A 17479-nucleotide genomic window follows, 5' to 3' on the forward strand; every position below is an offset into this window, starting at 1 on the left:
CGACGAGACCGGCGACGGGCAGCCACGGCAGGCGGTGGGCGGGCCGGCGGCGCAGGCCGGACCACACGGCGGTCAGCCCGCCGACGAACGTCCCGGCCACCGCGCCCGCGGCCAGCCCGATGCCCAGCCCCACCGGCAGTTCCGGTCCCGTCCCGCTCACCACCATCACCCCGGACGGCACGAGCGCGCACGCCACGGCCCAGTACCGGTCGCGCAGGGTGGCGTGGGCGAGGACCAGCGTGACCACGACGACGAGCCCGAACACGACCGCCGCCGGCCACCGCGCGACCTGCCCGCCGACCCACGCCCCGAGCACCGCCACCGCACCCGTCACGACCGCGCCGACGGCGAAACCCGTTGCCGCCCAACGCTTCCCCCGCCGCTTGTCGCCGCGCGTGGCCGTGAACCCGCCGCGCGGCAAGCCGATCACGGCCACCGCCCCGACCGCGGCGGGCACGAGACCCAGCCGCACGCCGACCACGAAGCACAACGCGGCCGCCGCACCCGCCACGGCGCCCGGCACGGCCCGCCGGAACAGCCGCCACACCGCGTCCGGCCCGACGAACCCGAGCCACACGTGCCGCGCGGGCAGCGTCGCCCACGCCTCCAAGTGGTGCTCACGCCGGGCGACGCGGGCCAGGAACCGCAACGCGCGCACGGTCCGCTCGGCCCGCGCCGGCCCCCGTGCCACCGACTCCACCAGGTACGTGTCCAGCACGCCCCGGTACTCCGCGCGCCCGGCCCGGTAGGCGAGGGCCAGCAGCCCGAACGCGAGCGGCGTGCGCACCTCGTCCCACAGGCCGGGGTCCTTCTCCAACGCCTCGCGCAGACCGTCCAGCCGGGGGCCGCACGCGTCGATCAGCTCCAGGACTTCCGCGCGCCCCAACGGTTCCACGCGCACGACGTCGTACCGGGGCAGGTGCTCGTGGTCGTCGCCCGCGCTGCACAGCACCACCTGCGGCATGTCCAGCGCGGTGATCCACGCCAGGCACTCGACCCGGTCGGCGGAGGCCAGGTCGTCCAGCCCGTCGAACAGCAGCACGAGGTTCCGGTCGCGCAGCCACGCCCGGCCGAGGCGCGGCCCGATCCGGTACCGGTCGGCCAGCACCCGCAGCAGCCACTCGCCGAAGTCGTCGTCGCGCCGCCACCCGCCGAGGTCCACCAGCACGGGCACCGGCCGCCCCGGGTCCTGGGCGGCACGCGCCAGCAGTGCCTCGGCCAGTTCCAGCAGGAGGGTCGTCTTGCCCGCGCCGGGCTCGCCCGCCACGACGAGGGGGCGACGGACGCGCGTCGGCAGCCGGGGCCGGACGCGGGGCACGACGCCGAGCTTCAGCCGCACCTGCTCCGCCAACGACCCGCCGATCCGCGCCCGCACGAACCGGTCGACCCGCTCCAGCGCGGCCTTCCGGTTGGCCGGGTGCGCGGGACGCCGCCGCACGAGCAGCGCGCCCAGCGGTTCCCAGGCGGCGAGGCACGCGGTCAGCGCGACCAGCACGCCGAGCGCCGGCCACAGCCACGGCGTGTACGGACCGAGCACGCGGGGCGCCGACCCGCCCGTGACGGCGTTGATCGCGACGGGCACGAGCACGAGGCACGTCACCCCGCCCACGCCGATCAGGGAGACCAGGCGGGTGGTCCGGGCGAGCCGTCGCGCGTCCATGTGCCCCTCCCGCCAGGTCGCGATCGACGGTAACGGCGTTCGGAGCGCTCGGGTAGCGGGGTTCCCGTGGTCGTCCGGTCACCGTCCGTGCTCACGGCGACCGGACCGCCTCACGAGGTCAGGAAGTCCACCATCAGCCGGTTCACCGCGGCCGGCTGCTCGAGGAACCCGAAGTGCCCGGCGTCGGCCACTTCCTCGTACCGCGCGCCGGGGATGGCCTCGGCCACCTCGCGCGCCAGGTACGCGGGCAGCACGCGGTCGTCGGCGAAACCCACCACCAGGCACGGCACGGTGATGCGCCGGTACGCGTCCAGCCTGCTGTCGTACTCGTCCAGGTCGTGCTGCGCCCGCACGCCCTTGCCGTAGCCGGAACCGGTGAACTCGAACACGTCCAGCCAGTCCCGCACGCCGACCGGGTCGCCCAGGGTCGCGGGGGAGAGGTTCAGCACCGCGTTCACCGCAGCGAAGTACCGGCCCGGCAGCGTGATCCCCTGGTCGTGCAGCGCGCGCTCGCCCTGCGACAGCGCCGTCTGCACGGGGTCGTTGCGACCCGCCGTCGCGAGCAGCACGGCCTTGCCCACGAGGTCGGGGCGGGCCAGGGCGAGTTCCTGCGCCACCCGCGCGCCCAGCGACGTGCCGACGACGTGCGCCCGGCCGCCCAGCGACTCGATCAACGCCGCGGTGTCGCCGACGAGGTCGTCGATCGTCATGCCCGACGCGCACTCGTCCGTCGGCGGGATGCCCCGGTTGTCCATGGTCGCCACCCGGAACCCGGCGGCGCGCAGCGCGGGCACCTGGTGGGCGTGCCACACCCGGCCGGGGCTCCCGGTGCCCATCACCATGACGACGAGGTCGCCGTCGCCCTCCACGTGGTAGCTGAGGTTGATCCCGTTGAGCGCGACGACCGGCATGGCTCGCAGGCTACTGACCACGTGCCCGCGCCGGCCACCGCCGTGCCGGAACCGGCGGAAACCGCCGCGTGGTCGGGTGATCGGCCGGTTAGGGTGGCGGCCATGAGGCGAGCGATCCTGTCGGGTTCGACGTTCGAGGAGCAGATCGGCTACGCGCGGGCCGTGGTCGACGGCGACTGGGTGCACGTGTCCGGCACGACCGGCTTCGACTACGCCACCATGACCATCTCCGACGACGTGGTCGCGCAGGCCGAGCAGTGCCTGGCCAACATCGGCGCCGCGCTGACCGAGGCGGACTGCACGTTCGCGGACGTCGTGCGGGTGACGTACTACCTGCCCGACGCCCGGGACTTCGAGCCGTGCTGGCCCGCGCTGCGCGCCGTGTTCGGCGAGGTGCGCCCGGCGGCGACGATGCTGGAGTGCGGCCTGGCCGACCCGCGGATGCGGATCGAGATCGAGGTCACCGCGCGCCGCCGGGCGTGATCAGCGGGGGCCGTGGGCCGACCACTCGATGGCGGGGCAGCGGTCCATGACGACGTCGAGGCCGGCGGCGGTGGCCCGCTCGTAGGCCGCCTCGTCGACCACGTCGAGCTGGAACCACACCGCCTTCGCGCCGATCGCCACGGCCTGGTCGGCGAACTCGCCCGCCGCCTCGGACCGGCGGAACACGTCGACCACGTCCACCGGGAACGGGATGTCGGCGAGCGACGCGTAGCCCTGCTCGCCGTGCACGGTCGGGGCGTCCGGGTGCACGGGCACGATCCGCTTGCCGTGCTGCTGGAGGAACTTCGCCACGCCGTAGGCGGCCCGGTGCGGGTGGTTCGCCAGCCCGACCACGGCCCACGTGTCGCCGCCCGCCAGGACGCGGCGGATCTTCTCGGGGTCTCCCCAGGGTTCGGTCATGCCCCCAGCCTAGGACGGGGCTGACCTGAAGGAGTTTCGCGTTTACCCTGGGCGGTGCCCGCCGCCGCGGAGCCGTCGAGAGGACTGCTTGATGCGCGCCACCCGGTCAGCCCTGATCGCCACGCTCGTCACCTCCCTGGCCGCCGCAACCCTGACCGCCACCATCACCGCGCCCGCCGCGGCCGCCGCCCCCGCGGACGGCCTCTACTACCTCCAGAGCGCCACCACCGGCCTCAACGCCGGCGTGTCCGGCACGTCCGTGCTCCAACGCCGACCCAAGGGCGACGAGGACCACCAGCAGTGGACGCTGTCCAGCCGCACGCTCCGCGAAGGCGCGGGGTGCCTGGGCCGGCAGGGCGACCTCGCCGTGGTGCTGCCCTGCGACAGCCCCGACGCGCAGTGGGACGTGGTCCCCGACGGCGACCGGCACCGCCTCCACGTCCCCGGCACGGACCGGCGCCTGGTCGCGTCCGGCACGGACCAGGTGCGGATCGGCTCCGGCGCCGACCTCTGGTACCTCACCCCCGCGTTCCCCCAGCGCGTGCCGGCGCCGCCGGAGGGGGAGCGGCGCCTCGACCAGGTCACGTTCCTCACCGCGCACAACGCCTACGCCAACGGCGTGGACGGCGGGTTCGCGCCGCCGTTCGTCAACCTCGCGCCCAACCAGGCCCGCGGCATCGAGCAGCAGCTCGCCGACGGCGTGCGCGGCTTCCAGCTCGACGTCCACCAGACCCGCGACGGCGCGATCCTGTGCCACAACAGCTGCACGTGGGTCAGCCGGCCCGTGGCGCTGTGGGTGGACGTGCGGCGGATCGTGGACTTCCTCCACCGCAACCCCGCCGAGTTCGTCACCGTGTTCCTGGAGGACTACGTCACCGCCGACGTGCTGCGCTCCGAGCTGGCCCGCGTCGACGGACTGGCCGACGTCCTGTTCCGCCCCGACCAGGCGGGCGTGCGGACGAACGGCTGGCCGACCCTGAACGCCCTGCGCGCCGCCGACAAGCGGCTGATGATCTTCACCGACCGCGGCCGTTCCGGCGACACCCCGCAGCGCGACACGTTCGGCGTGATGTACCAGTCCGAGTGGACGGTGGAGAACCACTGGTCGATGGGTCCGGGCGTGGGCGGTTCCGACTGGTCGTGCCACAGCCGCTGGAGCACGCCGCTCACCCGCACCGAACCGGGCTTCCGGCCGCTGTTCGTGATGAACCACTTCCGGGACGTCCCGGTCACCGGCACGGCGGGCACCGACAACGCCAAGCTCGCCGACCGCGCCCGGCGGTTCTGCGAGCCCGCCGCCCGCAAGACCCCGACCTACCTGGCCGTGGACCACTACCACCTGGGCAACCCGATGGCGGCGGTCCACGCCCTGTCGGGCGAGCGGTTCCCGGGCTAGTCCCCGGCCCCGGGGCTCACGGCTGAGGCTTGGGCTGCGGCTTGGGCAGCCCGCACCCGGGGGCGGCGAGGTCGACCCTGCCGCCCCCGGTCAGGCACGGCACCACGTAGTGGGTCTGCTGCCCGTACCGGATGCCGTGCCGCACGGTCACCGCACCGGTCTCGTCCACCTCGCACGGGTTGTTCCGCGTGCACCGCTCGCCGTTCTCGTTGCCGGTGTTGTTCACCGCCACCACCCGGCCGCTCGCCACGTCCACCACGGGCGAGCCGGACGTGCCGCCCCGCGTGTCGCACGACGCCGTGTAGCGCATCGAGCCGCGCCAGGTCCACGGGCCTTCCCGCAGCTCGTGCACGTAGCCGTCGGCGCGGCAGGCGAAGATCTCGCGCCAGTACCCGGACACCACGCGGACGTCGATGCCGACGGCCGGGTGCTCCGGCGACAGCTCCAGCACCCGCGTCCCCATCGCCTCCACCTCGGCGTAGGTCGAGGTGAGCCGGTACAGCGCCACGTCCGTGCCGGACATCGTCGCGTACAGCAACCGGGCCGCGCGCAACGTGCCGAGCGTGCCCTCGCCGGTCCGGTCGAGCAGCGTGAACGTCCGGTCGGCGGCCTCGTCCACCACCACCTCGGTCCCGCTCATCAGCCGCACGCAGTGGCCGTTCGTCAGCACCAGCGCCGGGTCGGACGGGGCGTGCCGCGGCGGCCGCACCACCGAGCCCGAGCAGCCGCGCAGCGACACGATCCCGGTGAAGTCGACCTCGACGGCCGCGGGGGCGGGCGGGGCCGCGGACGTCGCCGTCGCCGACGCGGCGGGCACGGACAGCAGGAGCACGGCGGCGAGCACGGCAACCAGGTGGCGCATGGGCGTTGATCCAATCAGCCGCCACCGCGCCCCGCACGCCCGTTCACCCGCTCGCGTTACGGCCGCGGGACGGGGTCACTCGCCCTTCGCGCCGTCCGCGAGCTCGCGCAGGAGGTCGAGGTGCCCGACGTGCCGGGCGGTCTCCTGCACGACGTGCGCCAGCACCCACCGCACCGTGCGGCCGTTGCCCGCGTGGTCGCCCCGCGTCCGGTCGTCCGGGCCGAGGCCGTCCAGCGCCCGCGCCGACCGCTCCCACTCGGCGCGGTACTCGTCGACCACCGACTCCACCGTGTCGCCCTCGTGCAGGAGCCACGACGCGTCCGCGTCCGCGCCCCACAGCGACGGCAGCTCCACGCCACCCACCTCGATCGACAGCCACCACCGCTCCACGGCGGTCAGGTGCCGCAGCACCCCCAGCGCGCTCACCACCGGCGAGGTCGGGATGGGCGCGGCCGAGGCGTCCGCCCAGCCCAGCCCTTCCACCTTGGCCACGGCGGTCAGCCGCAGGAACGTCAGGAACTCCGTCATCAGCCGCAGCTCGTCGTGGGCGGCGGCCGCAGGCCACAGGCGTTCGTTCGAACTCATGTTCGGACCCTACGTCGAGCGCCGGCCGCCCGCCCCGGCGACGCCGGTTTTGCTATCGTCGGCGACGGCGTGTGTGAGCAGACGTGAGGCTGGAGCCACCTCCCGGCAAGCGGGTGGCGTGATCCGCCGCGGGGTGGGGGCACCCCTGCTCACGGAGTGCACCGAAGACCACCGACGACGCGTGACCGCGTCCTTGTCGCGCCGAGCCGGGCGGCGGGAGCGAGGACTGCCATGGCGCGATCGTCGTTGACCGACCAGCTGGTCGACCTCCGCCGGACCTACACCGGCGAGAACCTCACCCAGGCCGTGCCCGCGGTGAAGGCCGTGCTGCACGACCTGCCCGCCGACCGCCGCGAACGCGTGGTGGACGCCCTGCGCGGGCGGGCCGACGTGCGCGGGCTGTTCCTGCCCGACGCGGCGGAAGACGCCCAGCGCGGCTGGAATGCGTTGTCCTGCAAGCAGGTCTGGACGCGGCGGGCCACCTCCAGTTGCGCCCGCCGGCGAGCATGCTGCGGCCCGCGCACGCGTTCCGCGCCGTCGAACCGGCCGAGCGCCCGCGCCTGCACCTCGCCGAGCACGCCCTCGGCCCGCTGCTCTACGAGCTGCTGCCGCGGCACGACGAGTCGTGGGTGGCGGGCGCGCCCGGCCTGCGGGTCGTCCGGCACCCGCGCTCGGTGGAACTGCGGTTCGCCGACGTCGACGCGTCGGTCCACCTCGCGGGCGTGGACGAGCGGGCGTGGGCGGACGGCATGAAGTACGTCCGCACCCTGCTCAAGGGCCGTGCCCTGAGCGACCGGTTCGTCGACGGACCCCTCACCGCCGCCGAGCGCGACCACCTGGAGGAGACGCCGCGCCCGACGGGCGTCGGCAGCGCGGTGCTGCGCCGCTACCACCTGTTCACCGCCGCGCCGTGGGTGCGGGCGCTGGCGCAGGGCGACCGGTGGTGGGTCGAGTGGCCCGAGAGCCTCGGCGTGACCACCGTCGCGGACCGCCTGCTGCACCCCGTGTTCGGCCTGCCGGGTTCCGTGGAAGTTCCCAGTGCCGGCGGCGGCCTCGGCCTCTCCACCGGGTGGTACGACCTGTTCCTCCGCGAGGTCGACGGCCCGGACCCGGCGCACGAGCCCGCGCTCGCCGCGATGGAGTGGCCGGAAGGCGTGACGGGCTGGTGGGAGCCGCCCCAGGCGGTGCGGTGACCCGAAGTCTCCCCGCGCCGGCGGCCCGACTTCGTCCCGCTGTCGCACGGTGACCCGCCGTGTCGGGTGTCCCTCGTGGACACCCGGCACGGCGTCAGACACCCGTTCGGGGCCACCCGGACGGGTGGCGTGGGCCCGTCGCGTTCGGACCAGCCGTGCCGTCCGAAACGACGAAGTGGCGGCCGGTGGCCGTGATCACGGCCGGACGGCCACGGCGCGGGCCGGCACGCCGGTAGACTGCGGTTTCGTCCGACGCGACCGCGTCGAGCCGCCGTCAGAGTGTCAGGAGGACCCCGGTGACCCAACAGGCTGCCGAGGCCCAGGCCGAGGTCGCGCCCCGGCGCGTCCTCGTCGCCGAGGACGAAGCCCTCATCCGCCTCGACCTGGTCGAGATGCTGCGCGAGGAGGGGTACGAGGTGGCCGGTCAGGCCGCCGACGGCGACGAGGCGGTCACGCTGGCCACCGAGCTCAGGCCCGACCTGGTCATCATGGACGTCAAGATGCCGAAGGTCGACGGCATCGAGGCCGCGTCGGTGATCGCGGGCAAGCGCATTGCGCCGGTCGTGATCCTCACCGCTTTCAGCCAGCGCGACCTGGTGGAACGGGCCCGTGACGCGGGCGCGATGGCGTACCTGGTGAAGCCGTTCGCGAAGCGCGACCTGGTGCCCGCGATCGAACTCGCGATGAGCCGGTTCGCCGAGTTGCAGGCGCTGGAGAACGAGGTCGCCGGTCTCACCGAGCGGCTGGAGACGCGCAAGGTCGTGGAGCGCGCCAAGGGATTGCTGATGACCAAGCAGGGTCTGTCGGAGCCCGAGGCTTTCCGCTGGGTGCAGCGCACCGCGATGGACCGTCGCACCACCATGAAGGCCGTGGCGGAAGCCGTCATCGAAAACTTCGGGTGAGTATCCCCGCGAGTGATACACGTTCGAGTATCGGACGGTCTGCCGGGGTCATTCTTGGTTACTGCGCGCATTGACCATGTGACCTGCGGCTATTTGAGCTGGATTTAAGCTTGTTAACCGTGGACTATTTGCCGGTGACTACCGTCACGATGTGGACACAGAGCAGTAAGACCACCTGTTCACGGAACTCAACTGAAGCTACGTTCCCTCCCTAACCCAAGCCCTCGTGTGAGGGCTCTCCGCCTACCGGCGGGCTGGTTGGTGTCATGGGAGGTATTCCGGTGTCAGGAGCACGACTCGGCCGAGTTCTGGCGCTGGCGGCGGCTTCGTCGCTGGTGCTCGCGGCTTGCGCTGGAGGCGGCGGCGGTGGCGACGCGGGTGGCGACGTCACCTCGGTCAAGATCGGGTTCATGGGTGACCTCACCGGTGAGAACTCGGCGATCGTGATCCCGCCGCGCAACGGCGCGAAGATGGCCGTCGACGAGTACAACGCGAAGAACCCCAAGGTCAAGATCGAGCTGGTGCAGTACGACAGCCAGGGCAAGCCCGACCAGGCGACCTCGCTGATCACGACCGCCATCGGCTCCGACAAGATCGTCGGCCTGATCGGCCCGGCGTTCTCCGGTGAGTCGAAGGCCATCGGCGGCGTGCTGGAGGAGAACAAGATCCCCAGCGTCTCGCCGTCCGCCACGAACCCGGGTCTCGCCTCGAACGGCTGGACCTACTGGCACCGCGTCGTCGCGAACGACGACGACCAGGGCCCCGGCATCGCCGAGTTCCTGGTGACCGCGAGGAGCCCGAAGAAGGCCTTCGTCCTGTCCGACGACCAGGAGTACAGCGTCGGCCTGGCCGACGCCGTCGCCAAGTCGTTCGAGGGCAAGGGCGTCACCGTCGAGCGCGACAAGTTCGCCAAGGACGCGTCCGACTACTCGTCCACCGTCACCAAGGTCGCCGCGTCCAACCCCGACGTGATCGTCTTCGGTGGCTACTACGCCCAGGCCGGCCGCCTGCTCAAGCAGCTGCGCGACGGTGGCGTGAAGGCCCTGTTCGCCTCCGGTGACGGCTCGCTCGACCAGCAGCTCGTCTCCGGCGCGGGCGCCGACGCCGCCGAGGGCGCCGTCCTCGCCTGCCCGTGCAACATCCCGTCGGCCGACGTCGAGGGCGCGCTGAAGACGTTCTTCGACAACTACAAGAAGAGCGCCAACACGGACCCGGCGATCTACGCGACCGAGGGCTACGACGCCGCCACGGCGTTCATCAAGGCGGTCGAGGCCGGCAACACGTCGTCGGAGAAGATCAACGAGTTCCTGAAGACGGTCTCGTTCGAGGGTGTCTCCAAGCCGATCAAGTTCAAGGCGAACGGCGAGCCGGAGAACAACTCCATCTTCGTCTACCAGGTCAAGGGTGGTGTCCTCAAGCTTCTGGGTCCGGCGGAGTCGGCGAAGCTGGAGGGCTGATCCGAGACGGATTAGGCAGCAAGCTAGCGCGCTGGGGAGCGGGAGTGTCGTGGGAACGACTGCTCCCGCTCCCCGCCACTATGGCGAAGTCTCTCCCCCCGCCCGTCTCGTGAGGCAAACCTGTCATGCTTGATGATTTCCTCAACCAGTTCCTACCCAGCACGGTGGGCGGACTGGTGTTCGGCTCCATCTACGCGCTCGTCGCCCTCGGCTACACGATGGTCTACGGCGTGCTGCGTCTGATCAACTTCGCCCACTCCGAGATCTTCATGATCGGCACGTTCACGTCGCTCGTGGTGGTCACGGCCCTCGCGCCGACCACCCCGTTCACCGGGATCGCGCTCATCGGTGTGATGCTGTTGATCATCGCGTTGTCGGCCGCGGTGTCCGGCGGCGCCGCCGTCCTGCTGGAGCTGGTGGCCTACCGGCCGCTGCGCAAGAAGGGCGCCACGAGGCTCACCGCCCTCATCTCCGCGATCGGCGCGTCCCTGTTCCTGATGGAGCTGTTCGCGCTCGTCATCATCCCCTGGCTGACCGGCAAGCCCGGTCGCAACCAGCAGTCCTCGCCGCGCCTCGTCGACCGCGACACGGTGTTCACCGTCGGCAACGCCGCGGTCCGCACCGACCACATCATCGTCGTGGTCGCCGCCGTCATCATGATGATCGCGCTGGACCGCCTCGTGAACCGCACGAAGATCGGCCGCGGCATCCGGGCCACCGCCCAGGACCCCGAAGCCGCCGTGCTCATGGGCGTCAGCATCGACAACATCGTCCGGGTCACGTTCCTGCTCGGCGGCTCGATGGCCGGCGTCGCCGGCGCGCTGTACCTCATGGAGTTCGAGAACACCGTCTTCAACGTCGGTTTCGTGCTCGGCATCAAGGCGTTCACCGCCGCGGTGCTCGGCGGTATCGGCAACCTCCGCGGCGCACTGCTCGGCGGCATCGTGCTCGGCCTCATCGAGAACTGGGGCGCGATCTTCCTGGGTTCCGAGTGGAAGGACGTCATCGCGTTCACCGTCCTGGTGGTCGTGCTGATGTTCCGCCCGACCGGCATCCTCGGCGAATCCCTGCAGAAGGCCCGCGCATGAAAGGCAACGGAGTGACTGGCAACGCGAATCCGTTGAGGCGCGTGGGCGCCCCGTTCGACGGCGCCCGCGACTGGTGGGAACACGCCAAGGTGTGGCAGCGGTACCTCGTGTACATCGCGGTCATCGTGTTCGCGCTGATCCTGCCCGCGCCGTGGATCGGCTCGTTCATGTCGCCGGCGTCCGACTGGACGACGGTGCTGATCTACCCGATCGGCACGTACATCCTGCTGGCCATCGGCCTGAACGTCGTGGTCGGCCAGGCCGGCCTGCTCGACCTGGGCTTCGTCGCGTTCTTCGCGATCGGCGGCTACTCGGTCGCCTACTACGGCACCCAGTTCGGCTGGAACTACTGGGCCACGGCGGCGTTCGGCATCCTGCTCGCGGCGGTGTCCGGCGTCATCCTCGGCGCGCCGACGCTGCGGCTGCGCGGCGACTACCTCGCCATCGTGACGCTCGGCTTCGGCGAGATCGTCCGCATCACCGCGAACAACACCGACGAGATCGGCGGCGCGCGCGGCATCACGAACATCCCGCACCCGCCGCCCATGCTCGGCATGGAGTTCAAGCTCCTGCCCGCGCCGTACTACTACCTGATGGTCGCCGCGATCGTGCTCGTGATCATCTTCTCGGTGCGGCTGCAGAAGAGCCGCGTCGGCCGCGCGTGGGCCGCGATCCGCGAGGACGAGGACGCCGCCGAGCTGATGGGCGTGCCGACGTTCAAGTTCAAGCTCCTCGCGTTCGCAATCGGCGCCATGATCGGCGGCCTCGCCGGCGGCATCTACGCCGGCAAGGCGGTGTTCATCGAGCCGAACACCTTCCCGTTCATCCTGTCCGCGACGATCCTCGCCGCGGTCGTGCTCGGCGGCTCCGGCAACCTGCCCGGCGTCATGCTCGGCGCGTTCGTCATCGCCTGGCTGCCCGAGCGGTTCCGCGAGGTCGACTGGCTGAAGGACATCCTGGGCAAGGACCCGGCCGAGTACCGCATCCTGCTCTTCGGCGGTGTGCTGGTGCTGATGATGGCCCTGCGGCCGGAGGGCCTGCTGCCCTCCCGGAGGCGCAAGGCCGAGCTGCACGAGGGCACCGGCGGCATGGGCACCATGGGTGCCGAGGTCGCCGGTCCGGACAGCGACGTTTCGACGACGGAGGCGGCCAAGTGAGCACTCCCGTCCTTCAGCTGGACGACGTGACCATGCGCTTCGGCGGCGTGGTCGCCCTGCGCGGCGCGCAGCTCAGCGTCAACCAGGGCGAGATCTTCGCCCTGATCGGCCCGAACGGCGCCGGCAAGACCACCGTGTTCAACGTGGTCACCGGCGTGTACCAGCCCACCGAGGGCCAGGTGCTGTTCAACGGCGCGCGGATCAACGGCGCCAAGCGGTTCGCCATCACCAAGATGGGCATCGCCCGCACGTTCCAGAACATCCGGCTGTTCCACAACATGTCGGCCCTGGAGAACGTGATGGTGGGCGCCGACGCGCACCACAAGACCGGCGCCATCGGCGCGACGCTGGGCCTGCCCTGGCACCGCAAGGAGGAGAAGCGCGGCCGTGAGCTGGCGCGGGAGCTGCTCGACTTCGTCGGCATCCCCGGCCGGATGAGCGAGACCGCGAAGAACCTCCCGTACGGCGACCAGCGCCGGCTCGAGATCGCCCGCGCGCTGGCCACGGACCCGAAGCTGCTCCTGCTGGACGAGCCCGCGGCGGGCATGAACCCGGCGGAGAAGGAGTCGCTCCAGGCCCTCATCCGCAAGATCCGCGACAGCGGCCGGACCGTGCTGCTGATCGAGCACGACATGAGCCTGGTCATGGGCGTCAGCGACCGCGTGGCGGTGCTCGACTTCGGCCAGCTGATCGCAGAAGGGCTCCCGCACGAGGTGCAGAACAACCCGAAGGTCATCGAGGCGTACCTGGGGGTGTCCGAAGATGCTTCTTGAGATCGACGACATCCACGTCCACTACGGGAAGATCGCCGCGATCAAGGGCATCAGCCTGCAGGTGGAGGAAGGTGAGATCGTCTCGCTCATCGGCGCCAACGGCGCGGGCAAGACGACGACCCTGAAGACCATCTCCGGGCTGCGCCCGCTGACCAGCGGCCGCGTCGTGTTCAACGGCGAGGACATCTCCAAGATGCCCGGCCACAAGCGCGTCATGGCGGGCATCGGCCAGTCACCGGAAGGCCGCGGCGTGTTCCCCGGCATGACGGTGCAGGAGAACCTCCTGATGGGCGCCTACACCCGCAAGGACGACCTGTCGGCCGACCTGGCGGAGGTCTACGAGCTGTTCCCGCGGCTCGCCGAGCGCAAGAACCAGTTCGGCGGCACCATGTCCGGCGGCGAGCAGCAGATGATCGCCATGGGCCGCGCCCTGATGACCAAGCCGAAGGTGCTCCTGCTCGACGAGCCGTCGATGGGCCTCGCGCCCATGCTCATCGCGCAGATCTTCGAGATCATCAAGGAGATCAACAAGCGCGGCACGACCGTGCTGCTGGTCGAGCAGAACGCGCAGCAGGCGCTGAAGCTCTCCGACCGCGCGTACGTGCTCGAAACCGGCCGGGTCGTGAAGAGCGCCCCCGGCCCGGCGCTGCTGGACGACCCCCAGGTGCGCGCCGCGTACCTCGGCGGTCACTGACGGTCCGGACCCCGCTGGCCCGGCTACGGCTGGGCCAGCGGGATCTCGGTGCCCGACTCGTCCTTCAGGTCCGTCAGCGTCGGACCCCCGTACACGCGCAGGGCCAGCGGCTTCGCGTCCTTGGGCAGGTCGTAGTAGACGTCGTACTCCAGGCGCACGTTGGCCCCGATGTCGATCGTCTCCGGCTGCCGCTTGATCGTCATGGCCTGCTCGTCCACCGCGTGCTCGCCCTTGCGGTCGTCCACCAGCACGTGCCGCCGGGCGTCGAACGACACGCTGCTGCGGCCGTTGTTGACCACGCTCATCCGGATTCGCACGAACTGGCCCTTGGCGTGGAACTCGGCGTGGCTGCCGATGATCGTGGCCATCTCGGCGGTGAGCCCCACCAGCGTGAAGGCCGTGTCGCCGTCCGCCGTGGTCGGGATCTTCAGCACCTTCTCGTCCGGCCGCACCGTCGCCGCCGGCACCGGGTACGTCGCCGGCGTGCTCGACACCGCCACCGGCCCCGCCTCGACCGGCGACCCGCCGCACCCGGCCGTGACCAGCCCGGCCACCGCCGCCGCCACCACGACCACGCGACGCCGCACGCCCACCTCCACCGATCGGGGCCCTCGGGTTCCACCGCGGGGCCGCGAGACCCGCACGTTCACCCCTTCGGGGCGTCTTTCAGGAAGCACGTGAGCCGGGCCGTGCACGCCCGCCGCCCCTGCTCGTCGGTGATGGCGATCTCGTACGTGGCGGTGCTCCGGCCGCGGTGGATCGGCGTGCACACCCCCGTGACGACGCCCTCCGTCACGCCCCGGTGGTGCGTGCACGACAGCTCCAGGCCCACGGCCACCCGGTCCGGCGCCGCGTGCATGGCCGCCGCGATCGAGCCCAGCGTCTCCGCCAGCGCCGCGTTCGCGCCGCCGTGCAGCAGCCCGTACGGCTGCCGGTTGCCCTTCACCGGCATCGTCCCGACCAGCCGGTCGGCATCCCATCGGGTGATCTCGATGCCCAGCCTGGCGGTCAACTGCTCGTGGGCGACGTCCTGGTTGGCGCCGGGGATGTCCTCGGGTGCTGGCGTCACGGGTGGCTCCCAGTCGGTGCGGAACTGTCGGACCCTCACCCTAGACTCGCCGGTGTGAGCACTTCAGAAGCCTCCCGCCTGCTGCTGGTCGACGGCCACTCCATGGCCTACCGGGCGTTCTTCGCGCTGCCCAAGGAGAACTTCCAGACCGGCACGGGCCAGACCACCAACGCGGTCTACGGCTTCACCTCGATGCTGATCAACTTGCTGCGCGACGAGAAGCCCACGCACATCGCGGTCGCGTTCGACGTCTCCCGCAAGACGTTCCGCACCGAGGCGTACGCGGAGTACAAGGCCGGTCGCAGCGAGACGCCGAACGAGTTCCGCGGCCAGGTCAGCCTCATCGAGGACGTGCTGGGCACGCTGTCCATCCCCGTCCTGTCCAAGGACAACTACGAGGCCGACGACCTGATCGCCACGCTCACCACCCAGGCGACCGCGCTCGGCTTCGAGGTCCTCATCTGCACCGGCGACCGCGACGCGTTGCAGCTGGTCACCGACAAGGTGACGGTGCTGTACCCGGTCAAGGGCGTGTCCGAGATGGCCCGCTACACCCCCGAGCTCGTGCTGGAGAAGCAGGGCGTGCCGCCCGAGCTGTACGCCGACTACGCGGCGGTCCGCGGCGACTCGTCGGACAACCTGCCCAACACCCCCGGCGTCGGCCCCAAGACCATCGTGAAGCTTCTCACCCAGTTCGGCTCGCTCAACGGCCTTATCGACCACGTCGACGAGGTGCCCGGCAAGGTGGGCGACGCGCTGCGCGCCAACCTGTCCAACATCATGCTGAACCGGCAGCTCACCGAGCTGGTCCGCGACGTCGAGCTGCCCCTCGGCCCGGCCGACCTCGAAGCCCGCCCGTGGGACCGCGACGCCGTCCACCGCCTGTTCGACGAGCTGGAGTTCCGCGTGCTGCGGGACCGGCTGTTCTCCACCCTGTCCACCGCCGAGCCGGAGGCCGAGGAGGGCTTCACGGTCAGCGGCGGCGCGGTGCCCGCCGGCGCGCTGGGGTCGTGGCTCGACACCCACGCCCGGTCCGGCCGCGTCGGCATCGCGTTCCGCTCCACGGGCGGCGACCTGGAGGGCGTCGCGCTGGCCGCGGTCGGCGGCGAGGGCGGGTACGTCGACGTCACCTCCCTGGCCGAGGAGGACGAGAACGCGCTGGCCGCGTGGCTCGCCGACGAGTCGGTCGCCAAGGCCGGCCACGACCTGAAGGTGCCCCTGCGCGCGCTGCGCGCCCGCGGCTGGAAGCTGCGCGGCGTCACCAGCGACACGGCGCTCGCCGCGTACCTCGTGCGGCCCGGCCAGCGGTCGTTCGCCCTCGACGACCTGGCCCTGCGCTACCTCAAGCGGGAGCTGCGCGCCGAGGAGCCCGACGACGGCCAGCTGTCCCTGCTCGCCGACGAGGAGGAGGACCGCCAGAAGGCCGCCCAGGCGTCGATCGTGCGCGCCTTCGCCGTCGCCGAGCTGGCCGAGGCGCTGGACCGCGAGCTGGTGGCGACCGGCCAGGAGTCGCTGCTCGCGACGCTGGAGCTGCCGCTGATGATGGTGCTGGACGACGTCGAGGCGGTCGGCATCGCGATCGACTCCGAGCACCTCGCGGCGCTGGAGGCGCACTTCGCGGCCGGCGTGAAGCAGGCCGCGCAGGACGCGTACTCGGTGATCGGCAAGGAGATCAACCTCGGCTCGCCGAAGCAGCTCCAGACGGTGCTGTTCGACGAGCTGAACATGCCGAAGACGAAGAAGACCAAGACCGGGTACACGACGGACGCGGACGCGCTGCAGAACCTGTTCGAGGCCACGCAGCACCCGTTCCTCCAGCACCTGCTCGCGCACCGCGACGTCACCAGGCTGAAGTCCACCGTGGCCGGGCTGCTCAAGTCCGTCGCCGACGACGGCCGCATCCACACCACGTTCCACCAGACGATCGCGGCGACCGGCCGGCTGTCGTCCACCGACCCGAACCTCCAGAACATCCCGATCCGCACGGACGAGGGCAGGCGAATCCGCGAGGCGTTCGTCGTCGGCCCCGGCTTCGCCGAGCTGATGACCGCCGACTACAGCCAGATCGAGATGCGGATCATGGCCCACCTGTCGGAGGACGCGGGCCTGATCGAGGCGTTCCGCAGCGGGGAGGACCTGCACACGTTCGTCGCGTCGCGCGCGTTCTCCGTGCCGACGTCCGAGGTGTCGCCCGAGCAGCGCCGCCGCGTGAAGGCCATGTCGTACGGGCTGGCGTACGGGCTGTCCGAGTACGGGCTGGCGCAGCAGCTGCGGATCTCGGCGGCGGAGGCGCGGGAGCAGAAGGAGGCGTACTTCGCCCGGTTCGGCGGGGTGCGCGACTACCTCCACGCCGTCGTCGAGGACGCCCGCAAGAAGGGCTACACCGAGACCATCCTCGGCCGCCGCCGCTACCTGCCGGACCTGACCAGCGACAACCGCCAGCGGCGGGAGATGGCCGAGCGGATGGCGTTGAACGCGCCGATCCAGGGCAGCGCGGCGGACATCATCAAGGTCGCGATGCTCGGCGTGTTCCGGGCGCTGGAGGAGTCGGGGCTGCGGTCGCGGATGCTGCTCCAGGTGCACGACGAACTGGTGCTGGAGATCGCCGAGGGGGAGCGGGAGCAGGTCGAGGCCCTGGTCCGCGAGCACATGGGCAACGCGTACCCGCTGTCGGTGTCGCTGGAGGTCTCGGTGGGCGTGGGCCGTTCCTGGGACGCCGCCGCCCACTGACCCGCGCCGGGTCGTCCACGGCGGGGGGACGGCGGCCCGCGCCGTGCGCATGGCCCTCACTCCGGCTCGTGCCCGGCCGACCCACGGCCTGCCGTGCCC

The 17479-nt window shown here is 71.7% G+C and carries 17 protein-coding genes; 10 read left to right on the forward strand and 7 right to left on the reverse strand.

What is annotated here, in order from left to right; translation table 11 throughout:
- Together ACFQ3T_RS24190 and ACFQ3T_RS24195 are read right to left on the reverse strand one after the other, a co-directional pair.
- A partial coding sequence (locus tag ACFQ3T_RS24190) for an NACHT domain-containing protein (RefSeq protein ID WP_380726162.1) occupies nucleotides 1–1660 on the reverse strand: 1660 nt, incomplete at its 3' end.
- 110 nt (nucleotides 1661–1770) lie between these two features.
- A complete protein-coding gene (locus ACFQ3T_RS24195) occupies nucleotides 1771–2571 on the reverse strand; it encodes an alpha/beta fold hydrolase (protein ID WP_380726164.1) in 801 nt (266 codons plus the stop codon).
- Nucleotides 2572–2673: 102 nt separating this feature from the next.
- On the opposite strand from ACFQ3T_RS24195, the gene ACFQ3T_RS24200 reads away from it, so the two are divergent.
- Nucleotides 2674–3054: a RidA family protein gene (locus ACFQ3T_RS24200; protein ID WP_380726165.1), complete on the forward strand. Its 381-nt coding sequence runs from the start codon at nucleotides 2674–2676 to the stop codon at nucleotides 3052–3054.
- Here the strand turns inward: ACFQ3T_RS24200 and ACFQ3T_RS24205 are convergent, their stop codons facing one another.
- The gene (locus ACFQ3T_RS24205) at nucleotides 3055–3474 is read right to left on the reverse strand and encodes a CoA-binding protein (protein WP_380726167.1); all 420 of its coding nucleotides are present in this window, start codon (nucleotides 3472–3474) and stop codon (nucleotides 3055–3057) included.
- Nucleotides 3475–3565: 91 nt separating this feature from the next.
- Between ACFQ3T_RS24205 and ACFQ3T_RS24210 the strand changes: the two genes are divergently transcribed.
- Nucleotides 3566–4870, forward strand: coding sequence for a PI-PLC domain-containing protein (locus ACFQ3T_RS24210; RefSeq protein ID WP_380726169.1), 1305 nt, complete (start codon nucleotides 3566–3568; stop codon nucleotides 4868–4870).
- A gap of 16 nt (nucleotides 4871–4886) precedes the next feature.
- Here the strand turns inward: ACFQ3T_RS24210 and ACFQ3T_RS24215 are convergent, their stop codons facing one another.
- The gene (locus tag ACFQ3T_RS24215; RefSeq protein ID WP_380726171.1) at nucleotides 4887–5732 is read right to left on the reverse strand and encodes a S1 family peptidase; all 846 of its coding nucleotides are present in this window, start codon (nucleotides 5730–5732) and stop codon (nucleotides 4887–4889) included.
- A gap of 75 nt (nucleotides 5733–5807) precedes the next feature.
- Nucleotides 5808–6317, reverse strand: a complete 510-nt coding sequence (locus tag ACFQ3T_RS24220) for a DinB family protein (protein WP_380726173.1) — start codon at nucleotides 6315–6317, stop codon at nucleotides 5808–5810.
- Nucleotides 6318–6823: 506 nt separating this feature from the next.
- On the opposite strand from ACFQ3T_RS24220, the gene ACFQ3T_RS24225 reads away from it, so the two are divergent.
- The 7 genes from ACFQ3T_RS24225 to ACFQ3T_RS24255 all read left to right on the forward strand — a co-directional run bounded on the left by ACFQ3T_RS24225 (nucleotide 6824) and on the right by ACFQ3T_RS24255 (nucleotide 13581).
- Nucleotides 6824–7510 carry a hypothetical protein gene (locus ACFQ3T_RS24225; protein WP_380726175.1) on the forward strand — a complete coding sequence of 229 codons (687 nt, stop codon included), beginning with the start codon at nucleotides 6824–6826 and terminating at the stop codon, nucleotides 7508–7510.
- A gap of 296 nt (nucleotides 7511–7806) precedes the next feature.
- On the forward strand, nucleotides 7807–8412 hold the full coding sequence (locus ACFQ3T_RS24230) for an ANTAR domain-containing response regulator (RefSeq protein ID WP_380726177.1): 606 nt from the start codon (nucleotides 7807–7809) through the stop codon (nucleotides 8410–8412).
- A 281-nt stretch (nucleotides 8413–8693) separates the two neighbouring features.
- On the forward strand, nucleotides 8694–9869 hold the full coding sequence (locus ACFQ3T_RS24235; RefSeq protein ID WP_380726179.1) for a branched-chain amino acid ABC transporter substrate-binding protein: 1176 nt from the start codon (nucleotides 8694–8696) through the stop codon (nucleotides 9867–9869).
- A gap of 125 nt (nucleotides 9870–9994) precedes the next feature.
- Nucleotides 9995–10957: a branched-chain amino acid ABC transporter permease gene (locus ACFQ3T_RS24240; protein ID WP_380726181.1), complete on the forward strand. Its 963-nt coding sequence runs from the start codon at nucleotides 9995–9997 to the stop codon at nucleotides 10955–10957.
- On the forward strand, nucleotides 10954–12114 hold the full coding sequence (locus tag ACFQ3T_RS24245) for a branched-chain amino acid ABC transporter permease (protein ID WP_380726183.1): 1161 nt from the start codon (nucleotides 10954–10956) through the stop codon (nucleotides 12112–12114). Before ACFQ3T_RS24240 ends, ACFQ3T_RS24245 begins: the two co-directional genes overlap by 4 nt.
- 32 nt (nucleotides 12115–12146) lie before the next feature.
- Nucleotides 12147–12887, forward strand: a complete 741-nt coding sequence (locus ACFQ3T_RS24250) for an ABC transporter ATP-binding protein (RefSeq protein WP_380726193.1) — start codon at nucleotides 12147–12149, stop codon at nucleotides 12885–12887.
- On the forward strand, nucleotides 12877–13581 hold the full coding sequence (locus ACFQ3T_RS24255; protein WP_380726185.1) for an ABC transporter ATP-binding protein: 705 nt from the start codon (nucleotides 12877–12879) through the stop codon (nucleotides 13579–13581). The genes ACFQ3T_RS24250 and ACFQ3T_RS24255 overlap by 11 nt, the downstream gene beginning before the upstream one ends.
- Nucleotides 13582–13604: 23 nt before the next feature.
- On the opposite strand, the gene ACFQ3T_RS24260 is transcribed toward ACFQ3T_RS24255, so the two are convergent.
- Together ACFQ3T_RS24260 and ACFQ3T_RS24265 are read right to left on the reverse strand one after the other, a co-directional pair.
- Nucleotides 13605–14168 (reverse strand): DUF4352 domain-containing protein, encoded by a 564-nt coding sequence (locus ACFQ3T_RS24260; protein WP_380726187.1) that lies wholly within the window; start codon nucleotides 14166–14168, stop codon nucleotides 13605–13607.
- Between the two features lie 59 nt (nucleotides 14169–14227).
- Nucleotides 14228–14650: a hotdog fold thioesterase gene (locus ACFQ3T_RS24265; protein WP_380726189.1), complete on the reverse strand. Its 423-nt coding sequence runs from the start codon at nucleotides 14648–14650 to the stop codon at nucleotides 14228–14230.
- 54 nt (nucleotides 14651–14704) lie between these two features.
- Here ACFQ3T_RS24265 and polA point away from each other — a divergent pair, with 54 nt between their 5' ends.
- Nucleotides 14705–17380 (forward strand): DNA polymerase I, encoded by a 2676-nt coding sequence (gene polA / locus ACFQ3T_RS24270; protein ID WP_380726191.1) that lies wholly within the window; start codon nucleotides 14705–14707, stop codon nucleotides 17378–17380.
- The last annotated feature ends 99 nt before the right edge of the window (nucleotides 17381–17479 follow it).

The sequence above is a fragment of the Saccharothrix hoggarensis genome, assembly GCF_042678885.1.
Lineage (GTDB): Bacteria > Actinomycetota > Actinomycetes > Mycobacteriales > Pseudonocardiaceae > Actinosynnema > Actinosynnema hoggarensis.

What these genes read in the sequence shown, in the direction of transcription:
- ACFQ3T_RS24215 (WP_380726171.1), bottom strand. Translation starts at nt 5,732, where the DNA reads ATGCGCCACCTGGTTGCCGTGCTCGCCGCCGTGCTCCTGCTGTCCGTG.
- ACFQ3T_RS24200 (WP_380726165.1), top strand. Translation starts at nt 2,674, where the DNA reads ATGAGGCGAGCGATCCTGTCGGGTTCGACGTTCGAGGAGCAGATCGGC.
- ACFQ3T_RS24225 (WP_380726175.1), top strand. Translation starts at nt 6,824, where the DNA reads ATGCTGCGGCCCGCGCACGCGTTCCGCGCCGTCGAACCGGCCGAGCGC.
- ACFQ3T_RS24220 (WP_380726173.1), bottom strand. Translation starts at nt 6,317, where the DNA reads ATGAGTTCGAACGAACGCCTGTGGCCTGCGGCCGCCGCCCACGACGAG.
- ACFQ3T_RS24250 (WP_380726193.1), top strand. Translation starts at nt 12,147, where the DNA reads ATGCGCTTCGGCGGCGTGGTCGCCCTGCGCGGCGCGCAGCTCAGCGTC.
- ACFQ3T_RS24245 (WP_380726183.1), top strand. Translation starts at nt 10,954, where the DNA reads ATGAAAGGCAACGGAGTGACTGGCAACGCGAATCCGTTGAGGCGCGTG.
- ACFQ3T_RS24205 (WP_380726167.1), bottom strand. Translation starts at nt 3,474, where the DNA reads ATGACCGAACCCTGGGGAGACCCCGAGAAGATCCGCCGCGTCCTGGCG.
- ACFQ3T_RS24240 (WP_380726181.1), top strand. Translation starts at nt 9,995, where the DNA reads ATGCTTGATGATTTCCTCAACCAGTTCCTACCCAGCACGGTGGGCGGA.
- ACFQ3T_RS24195 (WP_380726164.1), bottom strand. Translation starts at nt 2,571, where the DNA reads ATGCCGGTCGTCGCGCTCAACGGGATCAACCTCAGCTACCACGTGGAG.
- ACFQ3T_RS24210 (WP_380726169.1), top strand. Translation starts at nt 3,566, where the DNA reads ATGCGCGCCACCCGGTCAGCCCTGATCGCCACGCTCGTCACCTCCCTG.
- ACFQ3T_RS24255 (WP_380726185.1), top strand. Translation starts at nt 12,877, where the DNA reads ATGCTTCTTGAGATCGACGACATCCACGTCCACTACGGGAAGATCGCC.